The organism is Hymenobacter sp. BRD128 (genome assembly GCF_013256625.1).
Taxonomy (GTDB): domain Bacteria; phylum Bacteroidota; class Bacteroidia; order Cytophagales; family Hymenobacteraceae; genus Hymenobacter.
On sequence record NZ_CP053908.1, the window covers coordinates 1,616,021 to 1,635,230 of the forward strand.

Below are 19,210 nucleotides of genomic sequence, written 5' to 3' on the forward strand. Positions count from 1 at the left end.
GTACTTAGTCAGCTAGGAGGAGCAGCGCGTTGATAAATGCTTCGTAACGCTCCCCTAGCGGCAGTTCCGCATTGGTGGTCAGCCGGCGGCGGGTGGTTTCCAGGACTTGCTGCGTAAGTGGGTTTGTCCCCGCTTTCTGGTAGTCTTCCCAGTATAAGCCCACGCCGCGCTTTTGCCAAGCGGGCAGGTCGTTGTAATTAATACCGTGGGCAAACAGCAGGTCGTGCTTGGCCGCAGTACGCAGCCCTTTTACCTGGCCCGTTGCCTCGCCCACCGAGCGGCCCTGCTTGCGCAGCAGCCAGTAACAGTGCGCATTAAGCGAGTTGCGACCGGCATCTTCCTGCCGCCATCGAAAATAATCGACCACGTCCTGGCGGCGGGGCAGCTGCGAGATACGGCAATCAAATACCCCCGGCGCCCCGAGCTGCAGCGAGAACCTAGCCGACGCCTCGCCCGCCAGCACGGACGTATATTTGCGCAGCTTGCGGCCAAAGGAATCTTCGGCCGGATGCAGCAGCAACGAGATTTCGTCGCTCTGCGTGTAGCCGTACACCAGTCGAAAACCGCAATCGAGCAGGTGGCGGGTGGTAGCCACCATGTAATCGCGCATCCGCTCATCGAAGGGTGCTTCGAAGGCGTGTACCTCCTTGGTCAGGCGCGTGAAGCCGCGCCCATCGAGCCGGGCTACCAGATAGAGGCCGGGCAGGGCACAGTGGTCGTGCGCCGTCTCGAAGATGCGCAGGCGAGCGTCAAGGTCGTCAAATTTCATCTTGCCAGTCAGTTATCGCAAATTCCTGATTGCCTTGCACACGCACAAAATAGAGCGTATCAAATCCTTCGGCGCGGGTGGGTAGCTCCAGCCGGTTGCGCGTGGCCCGAATGCCCTTATCGGGTATCTGCCGCTCGCCGGGCCGTTGCTGGTTCCGCACCAGGGCTTCGGCGGCGATTGATTGAAAGAAATACCCAACCACTTCAAACCCGGCGGCGCGGGCGGGCGCGATATAACTCGCCCGCCCCGCCCGGGTGGGATTGGTATTATCCACCACGCACCGCATCTGCGTTTCCAGACACACCTGTAGCAAGCGCTGCTCCCGATGGCGCGTGCGCAGCAAATCGAGGCTGAGACGCACGTGAGAATGAAAGAAGCGCTGCTGGTAAAACGTAGATTTACCGGTAGCCTGAATGCCGCAGAAGAGTACGAGTTGCATAGATTCACTCAACTAGCCACCTCAAATTCCTCCAGCGCCGCCAGCAGCTTCTCGTTCTCCTCGGGCGAGCCCACCGTGAGGCGCAGCGTGCCCGCGCAGCCGGGCTGGGTGGTGCGGTTGCGCACCACAATGCCGCGGCCCAGCAGATAATCGTACACGGCCGTGGCATCGGGGCGGAAGCGCACGAGCAAAAAATTGGCATCGGAGGGGAAAACCTCGGCTACGATGGGCAGCGCGGGCAGGCGCGCGGCCAGCCACTCGCGGCCGGCCAGCAGCTGCCCGCGCAAGCTCTCGAAGTGCGGCGCCGCCCCTAGCGCCGCCAGCGCGTGCTGCTGGGTGGCTTCGGAGATGTTGTAGGGCGGCTTAATTTTATTGAGGTAGCCGATGATTGCGGGCGAGGCGAAGGCCATGCCCAGGCGCAGGCCGGCTAGCCCCCAGGCCTTGGAAAAGGTCTGCAGCACCACCAGGTTCGGGAATTCGGCCAGGCGCGTCGTCCAGCTGGGGGCGGCGGCGAAGTCGGCGTAGGCCTCATCGACCACCACCAGGCCGGGGAAGCCGCGCAGAATTTCCTCAATAGCTTCGGCGTGCAGCAGATTGCCGGTGGGATTATTGGGCGAGCACAGGAACACCAGCTTGGCTTGCGAGGCCAGCACACCGGCCACGATTGCGGGCGAGAGCTGGAAATCGGCCGTGAGCGGCAGGCGCTCGATGCGCACGTCGTTGAGGTTGGCGGCCACCTCGTACATGCCGTAGGTGGGCGGCAGCAGCAACATGCTGTCTTGGCCGCCCGGCGTGCAGGTGAGGCGCACCAGCAGGTCGATGGCCTCGTCGGAGCCGTTGCCCAGGAAAATCTGGCTCGGGTCCACGCCTTTCAGTCGGGCTAGCTCGGCTTTTACGGCGCGCTGCTGCGGGTCGGGGTAGCGGTTGAACCGCGCCGGGCCGGTGCTGCCCAGGCTGTTCTCGTTGGCGTCGAGCATCACCTGGGCATCGCCCTGAAACTCGTCGCGGGCCGATGAGTACGGCTTCATGGCCCGGATATTGGGGCGAATGAGGGATTCTAAATCGAAAGACATAGCGAAGTCGTTGCTCATGCTGAGCTTGCCGAAGCCTCTTGCTCGCCTCGTTAGGGTAGTGACCCAAGCGGCACGAGCGAGAGGCTTCGACAAGCTCAGCATGACGTTCTTTTAAGTAGTTAATACGCCCAGCGCCTCCCGGCGCAACGCCACGGCCTGGGCGTGGGCGCGCAGGCCCTCGGCCTCGGCCATGGGCTCCACTACCGGGGCGAGCGCGAGCAGGCCGGCGGGGGCGAGCTGCTGGAAGGTGATTTTCTTGTAAAACGAATCGAGCGACACCCCGCTATAGGCCCGGGCGTAGCCCCCGGTGGGCAGCGTGTGGTTGGTGCCGGAGGCGTAGTCGCCCACCGCCTCGGGCGTGAGGTGGCCCATGAACACCGAGCCCGCGTTGTAGATATCAGCGGCTAGCGCCTCGGGAGCGGCCACGGCCAGGATGAGGTGCTCGGGGGCGTACTGGTTGCTGAAGGCTAGCATCGTGGCCACGTCGGGCAGCAGCAGGCCGCGGCTTTCGGTAAGAGCCTGCCGGGCGATTTCGGCGCGGGGCAGCCGCGGCAACTGGCGCTCTAACTCCGTAACTACGCTGTTTAATACCGTCTCCGAATCGGTGAGCAGTACCACCTGCGAGTCGGGGCCGTGCTCGGCCTGCGAGAGCAGGTCGGCCGCCACGAAGGCCGGGTTGGCGCTGGCATCGGCAATCACCAGCACTTCGCTCGGGCCGGCGGGCATGTCGATGGCCACGCCGCGCTGGGCGGCCAGCTGCTTGGCGGCCGTCACGTAGCGGTTGCCGGGGCCGAAAATCTTATCCACGGCCGGCACCGAGGCCGTGCCCACGGTGAGGGCGGCCACGGCCTGCGCCCCGCCCGCTTTGATAATCGTGGTCAGCCCCAGCTCCTGGGCGGCGAAAAGGATGGCCGGCGCGATGGCACCCGTGCCCCGGCCGGGCGGCGTGCACAGCACAATCTCGCGGCAGCCCGCCAGCCTGGCCGGAATGCCCAGCATCAATAAGGTAGAGAACAGCGGCGCCGAGCCGCCCGGCACGTAGAGGCCCACCCGCGGCACGGCCACGCTGCGGCGCCAGCAGCGCACGCCGGGCATGGTTTCTACTTCGGCCTCCACGGCGGCGGGGCGCTGGGCGGCGTGAAAGGTGGTGATGTTCTGAATGGCCTGGCGGATGGCCGCCTGTAGTTCGGCCGGCACCTGAGCGGCGCCGGCGGCCAGCTCTTCGGCGCTCACGCGCAGGCTAGCCAGGCTGGGCACGCCGTCGAGCTGGGCGGCGTACTGGCGCAGGGCCTCGTCGCCGCGCCGGGCCACGTCGTCGAAAATCTCGCCGGCGCGGGTTAGCACGGCGGCGTTGCTTTCGGCCAGCGGGCGCTGCTGCAGCGCGGGCCACTGGCTAGGGTCGGGATTGCGAAAAATCTGCATAGCAACGAGCGTTGGTCCTGCTGAGCTGGGCGAAGCATCTTGGCCGCTTCGGTGGGTTACTATCCCTACCGGCGCAAGCGAGATGCTTGGCCCAGCTCAGCAGAACGTTCTGTTTAAGTATCTACCCGACGCGCTTCTCAATGGGCAGCACCAGGATGCCCTCGGCCCCGATGGCCTGCAGCTCGCCGGCGATGTGCCAGAACTTGTCTTCCTCCACCACCGACTGCACCGATACCCAGCCGTCTTCGGCCAGGGGCGTGACGGTGGGCGACTTGATGCCCGGCAGCAGGGCCTTTACGGCATCGAGGGCGGCTAGCGGGGCGTTGAGCACGATGTACTTCGAGCGCTGGGCCCGGCGCACGGCCTGCATCCGGAACCGCAGCTGGTCGAGCAGCTCCTGCTTGTCGGGGCTGAGGTTGGGAGCGGCGATGAGCACGGCCTCCGAGCGAAAGATGGTTTCGACTTCGCGCAGGCCGTTGCCGAGCAGGGTCGAGCCGCTGCTCACGATGTCGCAGATGGCCTCGGCCAGCCCGATGCTGGGCGCAATCTCGACCGAGCCCGAAATGGTGTGCAGGTGGGCCCGCACGCCCTGGCCGGCCAGGTAGTCGCCGAGCAGCTTGGGGTACGACGTGGCAATGCTTTTGCCCTGCAAGTCGGCCACCGAATTGTACTCGGCGCCGCGCGGCACGGCCAGACTCAGGCGGCACTTGCTGAAGCCCAGGGGTTCGACTTCGAGGGCCGCGCAGCCGGCTTCGACCAGCACGTTCTGGCCCACGATGCCGAGGTCGGCCACGCCGTCCTGCACGTAGCCGGGAATATCGTCGTCGCGCAGGTAGAGGATTTCCAGCGGAAAGTTGCTGGCCTCGACCTTGAGCTTATAGGACGACGAAACGAAGCTGATGCCGCACTCGCGGATGAGCTGAAGGGAGTCCTCCGAGAGGCGGCCGGACTTTTGAATGGCTAAACGCAGCATGAGAAAGAAAGCGCCGACGACCCGGGGCGGGCCAGCGGCCAGATTGAACGGCGTTCCGGCGGCTAGGCCCCGGAAACGCCTTCGTATAATACCCAAACGAGGAAAAAGTTATTTCCCGGCCCAGTGGCGGGGCGGCGGTGGAGACGCGAGCGGCTGGCAAAGGCTACAGGGTAGCGGCCAGCCCGGTTGCCCGGTCTCCTACAGATGGTGGTGATGCTGCTGCGGCGCGGCGGCCAACGGCTGCGTAGCCTGCCAGGCCGCCGCCAGCCCCGAAAAGGGGGCCGCAAGCGCGGGGCTGAAGGCAGACGTGAGGCAGTAGGCGGGGGTCATCGTGGGGCAAAGGTAGGCAGCGGGACCGAAATCCAAAGGCCCTTACGCAAAAACACCCCCTGAGGCTAGCCAGGTTACCGACCAGGACCAGCCCGCTCCCCACCTCTGCCCACGGGCCTAGCTGCACAGCGCACCGGCTACCAGGCAGGCCAGCCCGACCACGGCGGCCGCTACCCGCACCACATGAAACGCCGCCCAGCGGTCGCGCAATAGCTGCCTTGAGTGCCATTCCTAATAGGGGTTTTCCTGCCAACCCCAGACGCGGCCAAGCCCGCTTTACTTTACCACATCGAACACAGCAGTTATAACCTAGCCGTCGGCCGGCTGAAGAAAGTCGCGAATGGCGTCGGCCGCCAGCTGCGGGTAGAAGTAGTGGGCAAAATGGTCGCCGGGCAATGCTACGAAGGGCTCGTCGGGCAGGCGAATAACGTTGTCGCGCCGGGCGTGCAGGCGCAACTCGGGCTGACTGGTGAGCGGCGGCACCGGCGCAAACAGCACCTGCAGCTGCTGGTGCACGTAGCGGCGGCGCAGGCCAGCCATGCCCTCGACGAGCTGCGCGTGCAGGGCCCGCGACTCGTCGCGCCGGTACTGGCGCTTGAAGCGGTTGAGCATAAACCGGCTCTGCATGAGGCCCGACAAGGCCGTGAAACCCAGCAGACGTGGGCTGCGGATGGCCGCCACAATCTTGGCCTGGTCGGTAAACGAGCTGAGCAAGATGGCCGTAGCCCCGGTCAGCTCCTTGATATGGGCCGCAATCCAGCCGCCCATCGAGTGGCCGATGAGCACGTCGGTGGGCCCGATGTGGTAGCGCGTGGCCAGGTGCCGGGCCAGGCGCACCACATTGACCCCGCCCTGGGGTGCCAGGCGGCAAACTCTTCGGCCAGGTCCAGCGAAAGTACTTCCTCAAACGGAGGCAACAGCGGCAGCAGGGGGTCAAAAATGGTGCGGTCTTCGGTGTAGCCGTGGAGCAGCAGCAGGCGTTTCATGCGGAAAAAAGGAGGCTAACGGGCCGAGGCCCAGCGCGCCCACAACGCGCAGGTGCAGCAGAAGCTAGCCACCACCGTGTGGGCCAGTGGCTGTAAAAGCTGATACCAAACCTCAGGCTGGGGTTTCGTCTTATTAGGAAACCCGTTTTGGTCGTGGGGCATTACCCAACGCGCTTACTGCAAAGGTAGGACTAGCCACTAGGCCACCCCCAACTTTTTAGCCCTATCTAGCTAAACAGCTTAGGAATAAATCAGAACCGCGCTATTGCCCGCAGATTGACTACACGCTGCGAGAGGTAGCTGGGCACGGCGTAGGTGCGGCCGTTTACGTCCTGCAGGTAGCTGTAGCCGGCCACGTTGTTGGCGCCCAAGATATTGAGGATTTCCAGGCCTAGCCACAGGCTTTCGAGCGAGTACAGGTGCGGCTGGGGAGCTACGCGCAAGCTCACCACTTTGGAGAAGCCGATATCGACGCGCTGGTAGGCCGTGGTGAGGGCGCCGTCGCCGCGGTACTGCGGCAGGCCCGGCGGGCTGAAGGGCAGGCCGGTGCCAAACACCAGGTTCACGTAGCCGCGCACCGAAGGGTTGTCGGGCAGGTGGTCCTGGAAGAAGATGCTGGCCGTAAGGCGCTGGTCCTGCGGCCGGCGGATGTAGCCGAGCGTCTGGTAGCCGGTGCGCTTGCCAGTGGCGTCGTAGGTAGCGGTGGTGTCGCCCTTTTCCTGGGTGGTGAGCAGGCCCAGGCTCAGCCACGACTCCACGCCCTTCACAAACTCGCCGCTCAGGCGGGTTTCGAGGCCGGCGGCGTAGGCCGTAGCCTGGTTGGTGGCGTAGTAGCGCAGGCGCACGTTGTCGACCTCGTAGGGAATAACGTCGGTGAGGTACTTATAAAAGGCTTCGGTGTTGAGCCGGAAGGGCCGGTTCATCAGGTGCAGCTCGACCTGGCGGCCCACCACGAAATGCAGCGATTTCTGGGCGCGCAGCTCGGGGTTGAGCTGGCCCTGGAAATTGCGCAGCTCGCGGTAGAACGGCGGCTGGGCGTAGAGGCCGGTGGCCAGCTTCCAGCTGCGCTCGGGGTGGCGGCGGTCGCGGGACGAGAATTGCAGGCGCGGGCTGATGACGAGCTGCTGATTTTCCGTCCAGTAGTGCGCCCGCACGCCGTAGGTCAGGGTTTTGAGCGAGTCGATTTGCCAGGTATGCTGCACGTAGCCCTGGGTGCGGGTGCTGAGCAAACTCAGGTCGGCCGCCAGGCGGGTGCGCCGGGCGTCGGGCACGTAGCCGGCCGAGTCGGCAAAGCTGTACTCATCGATTTGGTCGTGAATGCTTTCGCGGCCAATTTTCACCCCAAACCGCACCGTGTGCGGGCCGAGCGGGTCGCCGCCGGGGTTCCAGCGGCCGCGCAGCTCGGCCGTAAATACCCGCGCCGTGAGGTCGTTGCGGGCGTGGTTGAACGAGGAGCCGATGTTGCGCTGGCGCACCGTCTGGTTGAAATCGGGGCTGCTGGGGTCGCGGTTGACGTCGGCGAAGGTGTAGGCCGCCTCCACGTCGCGAAACTCAAACTCGCGGGTGCTCAGGGCCGAGGCCAGCAAATCGAGCTGCAAGCCGGGGTGGAAATTGTGGCGCAAGTCGAAGCCCGTCTGATAGGTATCGTACTGCATGCGCTCGCGCCCGTCGTAGTAAATGTTGACCCGGGAAAACTGATTGACGGCCGTCGAGAATGTCACCTGCCCGCTCACCGGCACGAAGCGGTAGTCGTTGTGGGCTACCACACCCAGGATACCCAGGCTGGTTTTCTGCATATTATCCTGCTTGCCCAGCCCGATATTTACGTAGGCCTGGCCGTCGTAGAACGTCGGGTTGTACTGGCCCTGATTCTGCTTGAGGGCGTTGAAGACGTACTGCGCATTTTTGTAGCGCACGCCGGCCAGGTAGCTCACCCGGCCGCCGGCCGAGCGCGCCTCGGTGTGCACGGCGGCGCCCACGAGGCTAGCCGTGGCCGAGGCCGCGAATTTTTCGGGCTCCTTGTACTGAATATCGAGCACCGACGAGAGCTTGTCGCCGTACTTGGGCTGCCAGCCGCCGGTACTGAAATCGACTTTCTGCACGAGGTCGGGGTTGATGAAGCTCAGGCCTTCCTGCTGCGCCTGCGTCACCAGAAACGGCCGGTACACCTCAAAGCCATTGACGTAGAGCAGGTTCTCGTCGTAGTTGCCGCCGCGCACGTTGTAGGTGCTCGTGAGCTCGTTGTTGCTCACCACGCCGGGCAGGGTCTTGAGAATGGCGTTGAAATCGCCGAAGGGTGAGGGCAGCACCTTAGCCGTCTGGGGGTCGAGTTGCACCAGGCTGGCCTGCTCGCGGGTGTCGGCCCCGGCGGCGCGGGCGCGCACCGTCACGCTGCCCAGGGCCCGCGCATCGACTTGCAGGGCTAGCCGCAGCGGCTGGCCGGCCGCCTCGGGCAGGCGCAGCGGCTGGCGCAGGGTTTGGTACCCTAGCCGGCGCACCACCAGCACGGCCAAGCCGCTCACCGGCCGCAGCAGGCGCAGGGTAAAGCGGCCCTGCGCATCGGTGGTGGCGCCGCCGGGCTGGCCTTCGAGGCCCACTACTACCAGCTCCAGGTGCTGGCCCTGGGCATCGCGCACGGTGCCGGTGAGCACGGTAGTCTGGGCGGCAGCCGGCGCGGAAACTTGCTGGGCCAGCACCGGGCCGGCCGCTGGCAGGCTGCTTAAGAGGATAAAAAGAGGTAGAGGCTTCAACGCAGAGGCAGCAGAAAAAACGGTTCCGTAAAGCTACGCCGGGGCTAGCCGGCCCGGCGGCGGGCCAGTCGGCTTTTTCAACTCCGGTCGCGCAGCTTTCCGTATGCGGCCAGCTTAGTTATTTGCGGCCTGCTCTTGAGCAGCTTCGCGCAAGGTTTGGCGCAAGCCGGCCAGGGTGGCCACCGGCCCGCCGCCCGACTTAAACACGAAGCTGCCGGCCACCAGCACGTCGGCCCCGGCCTGCACCAGGGCGGCGGCATTGGCCTGGCTCACGCCGCCATCGACTTCGATGAGGGCCGCCGAGCCGGCGTCGAGCAGTAATTCCTTTACTTCGGCCACCTTCTGCAAGGTGTGCGGGATGAACTGCTGGCCGCCGAAGCCGGGGTTGACCGACATCACCAGCACGAGGTCGAGGTCGGCGGCAATGTCTACTAATAGGCTGGCCGGGGTGGCGGGGTTCAGGGCCACGCCGGCGGTGCAGCCCAGGCTTTTAATCTGCTCCACCACGCGGTGCAGGTGCGGGCAGGCCTCGTAGTGCACCGTCAGGTGGGTAGCGCCCGCGTCGCGGAAGGCGGACAGGTAGTCCTGGGGCCGCGCTATCATCAGGTGCACGTCGATGGGCTGGCGGGCGTGGGGCCGCAGGGCTTCGAGAATGGGCAGGCCAAAGGAAATATTAGGCACAAAGCGGCCGTCCATCACGTCGAAGTGCAGCCAGTCGGCCTCGGCGGTGGCCAGCAGCTCGGCGGTGGCCTGGATGTTGGCCAGGTCGCTGGCTAGCAGCGAGGGGGCTAGCAGCGGCTCACGGCGGGCGGCGGGGCGGGAAGTAGTAGCGCTCATAGGCCCCAAAAATACGCCGCCGGCCCGCAGGAGCACACCAGCCCGACCCTAGCCATACCTGGCACGCTTGGAATTAACAAGGGAGAATTAAAAATGAACATCTCTCATTTTTAATTCTCCCTTGTTAGTTTTAATTCCTACACGCTACTCGGCTTTCTTCTCAAAGGGGCGCCAGTCGAGCTCGCCGCTATCCTTGCGGCGCAGGAAATAGGACTGGTCGTCGTCCTTGTTTTTGCCGAAGGTGAGGTCGCCCCGGCACGAGAGGCATTTGACGGAGGTATATTTAAATTTACCCTGGGCCACGCGCGAGGTGAGGTCGAGGTTGTCGGAGCCGCAGAGGCCGCAGGCCGCCACGTCGGGAAAGCTCAGGCGGTCGTACTCGGCCACGGCTTCGTGCAGGTTGCCGCCCTGCACGGTGAAGTGAAACTGGCGGCGCCCGATGCGCTTGGTGGTCATTAGCTGTAACATGAAAACGGGTGGTCTGATTGACGCTTGAAAGATACGGCTTTTTCTGAATACAGCCAATATTATTAGGCGCATTAAGCCAATTTAATTAGCAAGCTACTGTCGGATGAACCGGGCCGTTTGCGCGGGCCCGCCGGCCAGCGGCTGCACCGCGCACAGGTAGGTGCCGGGGGCCAGCGCGCGGCCCGGCAGGCGCAGGGGCACCGTGGCGGCGGGGCTGGCCGGCAGCAATTGCTCACCGATGAGCGCGCCTTTGCTGTCGCGCACGCGCACGCGCAGCGCCTGCCCGCGCAGGCTGGCCGGCAGGGCCAGCATCAGCTCATCGAGGTGGCTGGGATTGGGAAACACGGCTAGCGGCTCGCCGGCGGGGGCGGCAGTTTTAGCGGCTAGCGGGGCGCCGGGGTGCAGCAGGTTGTAGGCCGCCTTAAAATCGACGATGCCATAGCCGAGGGTATTGTCGGGATTTTGGGCCTGCGAAGCACCCGCTTCGAGCGCGGCGATAACCTGCTGGGCCGTCAGTGTAGGATTAGCCTGCCAGAAGCCGGCTACCAGCCCGGCCAATTCGGGGCAGGCGTAGGAGGTACCGTTGCCGCGCACCGCCACCCCGCTCGGCGCCAGCACGGCCGAGGCTACGCCCATGCTGGCGAGCGTGGGCTTAAGGCGCCCGTCGGCCGTAGGGCCGTAGGAGCTGAAGCCGGCGTGGTTGCGCAGCGAATCGACGGCGCCCACGGTGATAATGCTATCGGCATCGGCGGGCACGCCGATGTAGTGCCAGCTGTTGTTGCCATCATTGCCGGCCGAGTTTACGACTACCATGCCGGCGCGGGCGGCCCCGAGCGCGGCGAGGCTGGCGATGGCCGTGCGGCCGTTGAGCTGGGCGTAGGTGTGCGAGAGGGCCGCGTCGTCGAAGGTGTTATAGCCTAGCGACGAGCTGATAACATCCACCCCGGCCGAGTCGGCGTACTCGGCGGCGGCCAGCCAGTTGGCTTCTTCCATCGGCGACTCGCTGTCCACATCCTCCGTGATGCAGAGGTGAAACGTGGCGCGCGGCGCGGTGCCCACGTAGTAGCCCGGCAGCTCGCCGCCGATGAGGCTGAGGCAGGCCGTGCCGTGGCCGTTGCGTAAATACACGCTGCGGCCGCCGTCCACGAAGTTGCGGGTGCTGGCCACGCGGCTCTGAGTCTGAATATTTTGCAGGGCCGTAATCTGGTTGGCGCCCGGAAAGCCGGCGTCGAAGATGGCAATCTGCATGCCCTCGCCGCGGTAGCCGGCGTCGTGCATGGCCACGGCCCCGATGAGCTGGTTTTGGGCGTAGGCTTTGCCGTAGGTGGCGCGGGGGCTGGCGGGGGCGGGCGGCGCGGGGTGGGCGTCACGGCCGGGGCGGGCGCCGGGGCCTGGGGCGGCACCAGGCTCAGCAGCTGGGCGCTGCGCACGCCGGGCAGCTGCTGCACCCGCGCCAGGGTGGCCGAGTCGCAGGCCAGCGCCGCGCCGTTGAGCCAGCGCGAAGTAAGCAGCACCTGCGGGCGGCCGCTCACGGCGCGCACCTGGGCCAGGTAGGCGGGGCTAACCGGCAAGTCGCGCGCCCGCACGGCAATGCCCTGGCGACTGCGCCGGGCCAGCGCCCGCGCCGAAAGGAAGGCTTGCGGCTGGCCTACGGTGTAGGGCGTGCCGGCTTTGTCCTTGAAATACACGAAGTAGCGGCGCACCAGCGAAGCTGTTTGAGCGTGGCTGGCCGGGGCGGCCCCCAGCAGGGTGGTCAGCAGCAGGGCTACTGAGCCGAATACATTTTTCATATGAAGGATTTTTCTTCCAACTGGGAGAATTTACGCGCTACGTATTCGTTGCCCGGACGAAGTAAGTACGTTGCATAGTGCAGAAGGCGGCCGCGCTAGGCTACCGGGCCGGGTGCGCGGCCGGGTAGGGTTGCGACGCGGATGTCTCGTGCAAGTAAACCAGGGCATCGAATGCTTTGGACAGGGGTGCATACCACATAAACTGGCCATTCAGGCCGTTGGGCGCCGTTTCACCAATCTGCCGAAACTTGCGGCGCGTGGTCAGCCACTTGTCGGCCACGGCGGCGCTACGCAGCTGCAGGAAATAGGTGGGCGGGGTAGCCTGGTCGAGCCACGTCTCAAAGGAGTTGGGAACGGGAGGCGCTAGCCCGAGGGCCCGGAAAGACCCGTCCGGGTCGAAGACGCTGGCCGTGCCGTGGCCCGTGGCGAAGCCCACGGCCACGTAGGCCGGCCCCAGTTGCTTGGCCAGAAGCTGGCCCAGTCGTGGCTGGTCATCATCGCGCCGAATATGTTGATTGTGCGCCCACACCACGACTTTGGCCGTCGGCTCTTGCTGAAGCAGCCAAGCTACGTTGGTGGCCATTGCCTGGTCACGCACCGTGTTATACTTCGCAAAGTTTTGCCCCAGTAGCTCGGCCCGCTGCCGCAGTACCTGCCCATGCTGCTGCATCGCCGCCGGGGCCACCACCGCCTGCAGGTGCTGCACCAGCTCGTCGGAAAGGCGCACGAGGCGCTGCTTAGCGGCGGCCGAAGCCTGATTGGGCGCGGTATAGGCGGTGCGCAGGCTTCGTACCTGCCGCTGGAGCACGGTATCGGCCCGCTGGGTGGCGAAGTGCGCTAGGCGGAGCAGGTTGGGCTCGGGATTTTGCATGTCAATGCCCACGTAGCGAATCTTGGCGGCGTGCTGCTGGTTGTAGGCGCGCAGCCACTCCACCATGTCCCAGAATTCGGTAGTGTCCCAGATGTGGAAGCCCACGGCCTGGTGCACCGTGAGCGAGTCGCCCGCCCCCGTCTGGATGTACTCGTTCAAAATTTCGGCGTACCCGTAATCGACTTCGAGAGCTAGCGTAGTGAAGCCCTGCTGCGTCACCAGGTATTCCAGCAGCCGGTGCTTGAGCTGGAATACTTCGTGCGAGCCGTGCGTGCATTCGCCCAGGCCCACCACCCGCGCCGGCGCCACCACGGGGGCCAGCGGAGCCAGGTCGGCAAACCCGCTGCCGGCCCGCACCGCTGTAATCGGAGCGACCTGCTGGTTGAGGCGGGCAATATCGGCCGGGGCCTGAGCTTGTAGCTGGCTGAAAGCCAGCAGCAAAAGTAAGCCCAGCCAGCTGCGGGCCGGCCAGTTGGCTGGAGTAGTGGGGCGGCCGTTCGGGAAGGGGCTGCTCATAGGGCGACGAAAAAAAACGTACCTACCCCCCTCGCCTACCTGCGCAGCTCCGGCACGCATAGCGTGGGCACCACTACGTCGTTGGGGGGTGGCGGGCTGCAAATGTACCACCAGGCAGTTGCCGTAGGGGGCTTAGAGTCAGTGTCTTCCACTTATCGGCTGCGAACTCAGGATAAGAGCTGCTAAACTAGGTAGTTTGCCGGGTGCCGCCCGGCCCCAACGCCCACCGGCCGGCTCGCTGGGTAGCAAGCCGGCCGGTGGGCGTTGGCTTCAACTTGAGCACCACCTAAATCGTGCCCGAATCAATGAGCACTTCGTCGTGCGCGGTGCCGCTTTGAACATTCTTAAATAGGTTCGTTGACCCGTCGGGGTTCGTCGTGTAAGTAGCGAAGCTGAAGCGCCGCCGCAGTATCAGGCCCACGCCGTTGGCATACACCTGCCGCAGGCCCATCTGGTTGAGGGCATTCAGATTCTCGATGCCGCCGTCGAGCGTCAGCTTAGTCAATACCGTATTGTCGTAGGTTTTGGCTGGCTGGCTGCCACTAGCGGGCGTGGTATAGGGCGTACCCACGCTGGGACCGTAAATCCGGGTTTGACTGGTAATGGTATCGGGCGAGCCGTTGAGGGCATTGACGTTCCAGCCCCGCCCGGCGCGCGCGGGGTAAATCAGCTCCACGGTGCGCACGTTGTTGCGCGTGAGCAGCACGGCCTGGGCCGAGGGCTGCACCACCAGCACGCTGTCGTCGACCCAGGCGGCGCTGGCGCTGGCCCGCTTGGAGCGCACGAGGCGGTAGGCGGGCTTGCCAGCCGCATCGGTAAACTGCTCGCTCACGCGCTCCCGAAACTGGTAGCTCGTGGCCGCGGGCGTGGCATTGGTCCACACGGAGTCCGTCACGGCGTAGGTGCGGTAGGTGCCCACCACCACCGGAAAATAATCGACTACCGGGTTGGGCACGACCGACTCGTGGCGGCAGCCGGCCAGCAGCAGCGGCAGGGCGAGCCACCGGCCGGATTTTAGGGCGGATAACAAGCCAAAACGTAGATTCATACAAGAAAATCTGTTCATAAAAATACCTTGCCGGCCACCTAAGGAAGCAGCCGGCAAGGTACTAACGGTCAGCTATAACTAGGTGGTATACCGGCAGCCTAGGCCAGCGCAGCGCTAGCCACCAGCGCCGGCACCTCGCCGATAACGTGGCGCTGAATCCAGCCGCCGCCCAGCACGTCGTCGCCGTCGTAGAACACGGCCGCCTGGCCGGGCGTGATGGCGTGCACCGGCTCGGGAAAGTAGATATTGATGCGGTCGGCCTCTACCTGCTCCAGAAACGCCGGCGCGCCGGCGTGGTGGTAGCGCACCTTCACCACGGCCGGCACCAAGCCGCGGCCGGCCAGGCTAGCCAGCTTGCCCATGTTGAGCTTGTGCACGGTGGTGGCGGTGCTGGCCAGCTCATCGTAATTGCCTAAAACCACCTCATTGGTATCGGGCCGGATGGCCGTGACGTAGGCCGGGAAGCCCAGCGCAATGCCCAGCCCCTTGCGCTGCCCGATGGTGTAAAACGGGTAGCCTTCGTGCGGGCCCAGGTCGCGGCCGTCGCGGTCTACAAACCGGCCGCCGGCCACGCGGGCCTCCAGCCCCGGCACGCGGCGGCGCAGAAAGCCCCGGTAGTCGTTGTCGGGAATAAAGCAGATTTCGTAGCTCTCGGGCTTGTTGACCAGGGCCGTGAAGCCCCGGCGCCGCGCCTCGTCGTAAATCTCGGCTTTGCGCATAGCGCCCAGCGGAAACAGCGTGCGGCTCAGGCTCTGCTGCGTCACGCCCCACAGCGCGTAGCTCTGGTCCTTATTTTCGTCGAGGCCTTTGCTCACGATAAAGCGCCCGCTAGCCTCGTCCTGGCGGATTTGGGCGTAGTGGCCGGTGGCGATGAACTCGCAGCCGAGCTGGTCGGCGCGGCGCAGCAGGGCATCCCACTTGATGTGGGTGTTGCAGAGCACGCACGGGTTGGGGGTGCGGCCGGCCAGGTATTCGTCGGTAAAATTGTCGATGACAAAATCGCCGAATTCCTCCCGAATGTCGATGATATAGTGCGGGAAGCCCAGGCGCACGGCAATGTCGCGGGCATCGTTGATGCTGTCCAGGGAGCAGCAGCCGGTTTCCTTTTTCGAGCCGCCGGCGCTGGCGTAGTCCCAGGTTTTCATCGTCATGCCCACTACTTCGTAGCCGGCTTCGTGCAGCAGCACGGCGGCCACCGACGAGTCGATGCCGCCACTCATGGCCACGAGGACGCGGCCCTTGGTTGGGGTTGGGTTCATTAAGAGGGCTAGCCACTCAGGGAGGTGAACGTTCCGACTGGCGCCGCTGCAAAGATAGTGAACAGGGCATGGTGCGCAGTGAACACTTGTCGGAGCGACCTTTGCGGCTCGGGAGCGCACTGCTCACTGCTCCTTGTTAACGTTAACTGCTCACTGAAAAATGTCTCTTGCCATTCCCGTGCTCGTGCGCGGCATCAATAACCTGTCCGACGCCCGCTACTGCGCCGGCATGGGCGCCCAGGGCCTCATTTTCACGCTCGATGCCAACCTGCCCGACGCCGTGGCCGCCGCCACCGCCCGCGAGCTGGCCGGCTGGGTGGCCGGCGTCGACATCATCGGCGAATTCGGCCACGTGGCCGGGCCCGAAATCAACCGCCTGGTCGAAGAATGTGGCCTCACCGGCGTGCTGCTGCGCCTCGACCGCGCCCGCCAGGCCTGGCCCGAAGGGCTAGCCGTGCCCGCCCTGGTAGAGGTGCCCGGCGACCTCGTTATCAAGCAGGCGCACTTCGCGGCCGCGCTGGCCGACCTCACGGCGGCTTTTCCGCAGGGCTTCGCGCTCTTCACCACCCCGCCCCACTACTACCCTAGCGACTACGCCTACTGGCACCAACTGGCCCGCCAGGCGCCGCTGTGGCTGGCCGGCCCCACCAACCCCACCGAGGCCGCCGACCTCGCTCAGCAGGTGCACCCGGCCGGCCTCGTCCTGGCCGGCGGCGACGAAATAAAGCCCGGCCTGCGCGACTTCACCGAGCTCGAAGCCGTGTTTGAAGCGCTGGAAGAGGCCTAGCCTTTGTTGAAAAACATTCTACTGCCCAGCCCGGGGCTAGCCAGCCACGGGCTGGGCTTTTTGGCGAATCAGCTATTTTTTACAGCGAAAACCGCACGTACTTGATGGGCACGCCCACGGCGCGGTACTTGCCTTCGAAGTGCGTCTGGATGCCCTGGGCCGCGGCAAAAGCCGGGTCGGTTTCGGCGTAGAGGTCGCGGGTAGCTACTTCGATTTGGGCGGCAGGGCGGCTGGCCAGCATTTCCATTGTGTAGTCGAAGAGGCCGGCGCTGTCGGTTTTGAGCTGGGCCACGCCGCCGGGAGCCAGCAGTATTTGGTACATATTAAGGAAGCGCGGCGAGGTGAGGCGGCGCTTGATGTCGCGGTCGCGGGGGCGCGGGTCGGGGAAAGTTATCCAGATTTCGCTGAGTTCGCCGGGCGCAAAATGCTCGGTGAGCTGGTGGGCCATGAGGCGCACAAACCCCACGTTGCGCAGGCCCAGCGCCTCGGCGCGGGTGCTGCCGCGCCAAATGCGCTCGCCCTTGATGTCGAGGCCCAGGAAATTTTGCTCGGGGTGGAGTTGGGCTAGCCCCACAGTGTACTCGCCCTTGCCGCAGCCTACTTCGAGCACCAGCGGGTGGTCGTTGTGAAAAAAATCGCCGCGCCAATGCCCGGCCAGGCGGCCAAAAGTGGCTTTGCCCGGCTCTACGATGTCGGGGCGGGTGGCGTTATCGGCAAAGCGCTGAAGTTTGATGCGGGGCACGGCGGGCGTTTGTTAACTAAAAAGGGCTGCAAAATTACGGTCGCCGCCTAGTTGTCGGGCGCGGCGGGGCGTTCTTCCTCCACCTTTTCTACCACCCGGCCCACGTACTTGCCCACGATGACGCTGACCACAAAGAGGTCGTAAAAATGCCCCACCAGCCCGAGCAGCACGGTGGCCTTACGGGCCACGTTGGTGAGGGGCACGATGTCGCCGTAGCCCACGGTGAGCAGGGTCACGAAGCTAAAGTAGTTGAGCGCCTGCACCGTACCCGGCTCGGGCGGCACATTGGCAAACGCCCCCGGCTGCACCACCTCGATGAGAATAAACAAGAACGTGCCCACCATGCCCAGCAGCACGAAGCCGCACATGGTAGCCGCCAGCAGCTCGGCCGATACGCGCCCCGCCCCCAGCACCTTGCGCAAAATACGCAGCGTAATGGCAAAGCAGAAAACACTGTATACCACCCCCGTATAAGCGCGCACCGACGGCCAGCCCCGCAGCTGGGCCGCTACCTCCAGGCCCAGCACCACCAGCAGGCACACCAGCAGCAGCCAGGGGCGCTCTTCGGCAAATACCAGCACGCCCACAGCCAGGTTTTGCAGCAGCAGGGCCGCAAACACGTGCGGGTCGGCGGCGGCCGGCGCAAAGCCCGACCCTAGCACCAGCAGCAACAGGCTGCCCATTAGTAGCTTGTAGCGGTGGCGGGCTAGCCGGGAATAGGGGTGGCGCAGGTAGTTCATGGGCGGGGAAGCTGGCGGCGCAAACATACCGGCTAGCCCGCTTGCTCGTACAGCTCAGTTACTTCGGCTACCACAAACGTGCTGCCGCCGATAAACACCACGTCGTCGGGCCCGGCCGCCGCGCGGGCGGCGGCCACGGCCGCCGGCACCGGCCCGTAGGCCCGTCCCGTGAGGCCCTGGCTGGTGGCGAGCGCGGCTAGCTCATCGGCCGGCAGGGCGCGCGGGATATCGGCCTGGCAGAAGTAATACGTGGCCTCGCCCGGCAGCAGGGCCAGCACCTTGGTCACGTCCTTGTCGTTGACGGTGCCGATAACCATATGCAGCTGCCGGTGCGGCACCCTGGCCAGCTGCGCCAGCACCAGGCGCAGGCCGCCTTCGTTGTGGCCCGTATCGGCCACCACCAGCGGGCGCTGGCCGATGATGCTCCAGCGCCCGCGCAGCCCGGTAAGGCGCGTAACCTCGCGCAGGCCCTGGCGCACAGCAGCTTCCGGAATAACGAATCCCTGGGCGCGCAGCTCATCCAGCACGGCCAGCACGCCGGGTAGGTTCAGGCGCTGGTAGTCGCCGAGCAGGCCCAGGTGCACCCCTTCTAAGTACGGTTGACCTTCGCGGTACACGTTCAGTACTTGCGTGCCCCTGATATAGTCATCGGCAGTAGTTTCGGCGGCCGGGTGCACCTCATAGCGCGCGTCGGCAAAGAGCAGCGCGCTTCCCTCCTGCCGGGCCTTGGCCTCGAATACGGCCGCCACCTCGGGCTGGGTCTGGCTCACTACCACCGGCCGGCCGGGCTTGATAATGCCCGCCTTCTCGCCGGCTATTTCGGGCAGCGTGTCGCCCAGCATGGCTTGGTGGTCGTAGCTGATATTGGTTATCAGCGACACCAGGGGGGTGATGATGTTGGTCGAATCGAGCCGGCCCCCTAGCCCCACTTCCACCACCGCCACATCAACCTGCTCGGCGGCGAAGTAGTCGAAGGCCAAGGCCACGCACATCTCAAAAAACGAGGGCTGCACGGTGGCAAATAAATTCTGGTGGCTAGCCACCCACTGCACCAGGTAGTCGGGGGCCAGCTCCTGCCCGTTCACCCGGATGCGCTCGGTAAACTCGCGCAGGTGCGGCGAGGTGTAGAGGCCCACTTTATAGCCGGCACTTTGCAGCACCGCCGCCAGCAGGTGCGAGCTGGAGCCCTTGCCGTTGGTGCCGGCCACGTGCACGCTTTTGAACCGGGCTTCGGGGTGGCCCAGGGCTTCGGCCAGCGCCTCGGTGTTGCCCAAGCCTTTCTTGAAGCCCGCCGCTCCTACGCGTTGGTACATCGGCAGTTGCGCGTAAAGCCAGGCCAGGGTTTCGGGGTAGTTCATAGTAACTAGTTATTGCTTAACAACTGCTAAACTCAGAACGTCATGCTGAGCT

The 19,210-nt window shown here is 65.1% G+C and carries 19 protein-coding genes; 2 read left to right on the forward strand and 17 right to left on the reverse strand.

Features of this window, described 5'->3' with window-relative positions:
- Positions 1-4: 4 nt before the first annotated feature.
- The 11 genes from GKZ68_RS07245 to GKZ68_RS07290 all read right to left on the reverse strand — a co-directional run bounded on the left by GKZ68_RS07245 (position 5) and on the right by GKZ68_RS07290 (position 11,325).
- A complete protein-coding gene (locus tag GKZ68_RS07245; protein WP_173112562.1) occupies positions 5-769 on the reverse strand; it encodes a tRNA(His) guanylyltransferase Thg1 family protein in 765 nt (254 codons plus the stop codon).
- Entirely contained in the window at positions 759-1,208 is a 450-nt protein-coding gene (locus GKZ68_RS07250; protein WP_173112565.1) for an AAA family ATPase, read from the reverse strand. The genes GKZ68_RS07245 and GKZ68_RS07250 overlap by 11 nt, the downstream gene beginning before the upstream one ends.
- Before the next feature lie 8 nt (positions 1,209-1,216).
- Positions 1,217-2,281: a histidinol-phosphate transaminase gene (gene hisC, locus GKZ68_RS07255; RefSeq protein ID WP_173112568.1), complete on the reverse strand. Its 1,065-nt coding sequence runs from the start codon at positions 2,279-2,281 to the stop codon at positions 1,217-1,219.
- Between the two features lie 111 nt (positions 2,282-2,392).
- Complete coding sequence (gene hisD, locus GKZ68_RS07260) at positions 2,393-3,703, reverse strand: histidinol dehydrogenase (protein ID WP_173112571.1); 1,311 nt, start codon at positions 3,701-3,703, stop codon at positions 2,393-2,395.
- A gap of 121 nt (positions 3,704-3,824) precedes the next feature.
- Positions 3,825-4,676 carry an ATP phosphoribosyltransferase gene (hisG, locus tag GKZ68_RS07265; protein ID WP_173112574.1) on the reverse strand — a complete coding sequence of 284 codons (852 nt, stop codon included), beginning with the start codon at positions 4,674-4,676 and terminating at the stop codon, positions 3,825-3,827.
- Between the two features lie 198 nt (positions 4,677-4,874).
- The gene (locus tag GKZ68_RS22380; protein ID WP_302052009.1) at positions 4,875-5,006 is read right to left on the reverse strand and encodes a hypothetical protein; all 132 of its coding nucleotides are present in this window, start codon (positions 5,004-5,006) and stop codon (positions 4,875-4,877) included.
- A gap of 309 nt (positions 5,007-5,315) precedes the next feature.
- On the reverse strand, positions 5,316-5,846 hold the full coding sequence (locus tag GKZ68_RS07270; RefSeq protein ID WP_173112577.1) for an alpha/beta fold hydrolase: 531 nt from the start codon (positions 5,844-5,846) through the stop codon (positions 5,316-5,318).
- A gap of 397 nt (positions 5,847-6,243) precedes the next feature.
- A complete protein-coding gene (locus GKZ68_RS07275; RefSeq protein ID WP_173112580.1) occupies positions 6,244-8,742 on the reverse strand; it encodes a carboxypeptidase regulatory-like domain-containing protein in 2,499 nt (832 codons plus the stop codon).
- Positions 8,743-8,856: 114 nt separating this feature from the next.
- Entirely contained in the window at positions 8,857-9,579 is a 723-nt protein-coding gene (rpe, locus tag GKZ68_RS07280; RefSeq protein WP_173112583.1) for a ribulose-phosphate 3-epimerase, read from the reverse strand.
- Between the two features lie 144 nt (positions 9,580-9,723).
- A complete protein-coding gene (locus tag GKZ68_RS07285) occupies positions 9,724-10,047 on the reverse strand; it encodes a hypothetical protein (RefSeq protein WP_173112586.1) in 324 nt (107 codons plus the stop codon).
- Positions 10,048-10,140: 93 nt separating this feature from the next.
- Complete coding sequence (locus GKZ68_RS07290; RefSeq protein ID WP_254244259.1) at positions 10,141-11,325, reverse strand: S8 family serine peptidase; 1,185 nt, start codon at positions 11,323-11,325, stop codon at positions 10,141-10,143.
- Between GKZ68_RS07290 and GKZ68_RS07295 the strand changes: the two genes are divergently transcribed.
- Positions 11,320-11,601, forward strand: coding sequence for a hypothetical protein (locus GKZ68_RS07295; RefSeq protein ID WP_173112592.1), 282 nt, complete (start codon positions 11,320-11,322; stop codon positions 11,599-11,601). The two genes, GKZ68_RS07290 and GKZ68_RS07295, sit on opposite strands and share 6 nt — an antisense overlap.
- A gap of 336 nt (positions 11,602-11,937) precedes the next feature.
- Here GKZ68_RS07295 and GKZ68_RS07300 read toward each other — a convergent pair whose 3' ends face one another.
- The 3 genes from GKZ68_RS07300 to mnmA all read right to left on the reverse strand — a co-directional run bounded on the left by GKZ68_RS07300 (position 11,938) and on the right by mnmA (position 15,531).
- Positions 11,938-13,224 carry an erythromycin esterase family protein gene (locus tag GKZ68_RS07300; RefSeq protein WP_173112595.1) on the reverse strand — a complete coding sequence of 429 codons (1,287 nt, stop codon included), beginning with the start codon at positions 13,222-13,224 and terminating at the stop codon, positions 11,938-11,940.
- A 286-nt stretch (positions 13,225-13,510) separates the two neighbouring features.
- A complete protein-coding gene (locus tag GKZ68_RS07305; protein WP_173112598.1) occupies positions 13,511-14,272 on the reverse strand; it encodes a hypothetical protein in 762 nt (253 codons plus the stop codon).
- Positions 14,273-14,370: 98 nt separating this feature from the next.
- Positions 14,371-15,531, reverse strand: coding sequence for a tRNA 2-thiouridine(34) synthase MnmA (gene mnmA, locus GKZ68_RS07310; RefSeq protein ID WP_173112601.1), 1,161 nt, complete (start codon positions 15,529-15,531; stop codon positions 14,371-14,373).
- A gap of 160 nt (positions 15,532-15,691) precedes the next feature.
- On the opposite strand from mnmA, the gene GKZ68_RS07315 reads away from it, so the two are divergent.
- The gene (locus GKZ68_RS07315; RefSeq protein ID WP_173112604.1) at positions 15,692-16,318 is read left to right on the forward strand and encodes a hypothetical protein; all 627 of its coding nucleotides are present in this window, start codon (positions 15,692-15,694) and stop codon (positions 16,316-16,318) included.
- Positions 16,319-16,397: 79 nt separating this feature from the next.
- Here the strand turns inward: GKZ68_RS07315 and trmB are convergent, their stop codons facing one another.
- Genes trmB through GKZ68_RS07330 form a run of 3 tightly spaced genes read right to left on the reverse strand, consistent with a single transcriptional unit; the run spans position 16,398 to position 19,158 of the window.
- On the reverse strand, positions 16,398-17,060 hold the full coding sequence (gene trmB / locus GKZ68_RS07320; RefSeq protein WP_173112607.1) for a tRNA (guanosine(46)-N7)-methyltransferase TrmB: 663 nt from the start codon (positions 17,058-17,060) through the stop codon (positions 16,398-16,400).
- A 47-nt stretch (positions 17,061-17,107) separates the two neighbouring features.
- Positions 17,108-17,800: a potassium channel family protein gene (locus GKZ68_RS07325; RefSeq protein WP_173112610.1), complete on the reverse strand. Its 693-nt coding sequence runs from the start codon at positions 17,798-17,800 to the stop codon at positions 17,108-17,110.
- A 32-nt stretch (positions 17,801-17,832) separates the two neighbouring features.
- Positions 17,833-19,158 (reverse strand): folylpolyglutamate synthase/dihydrofolate synthase family protein, encoded by a 1,326-nt coding sequence (locus GKZ68_RS07330; RefSeq protein WP_173112613.1) that lies wholly within the window; start codon positions 19,156-19,158, stop codon positions 17,833-17,835.
- Between the last annotated feature and the right edge of the window lie 52 nt (positions 19,159-19,210).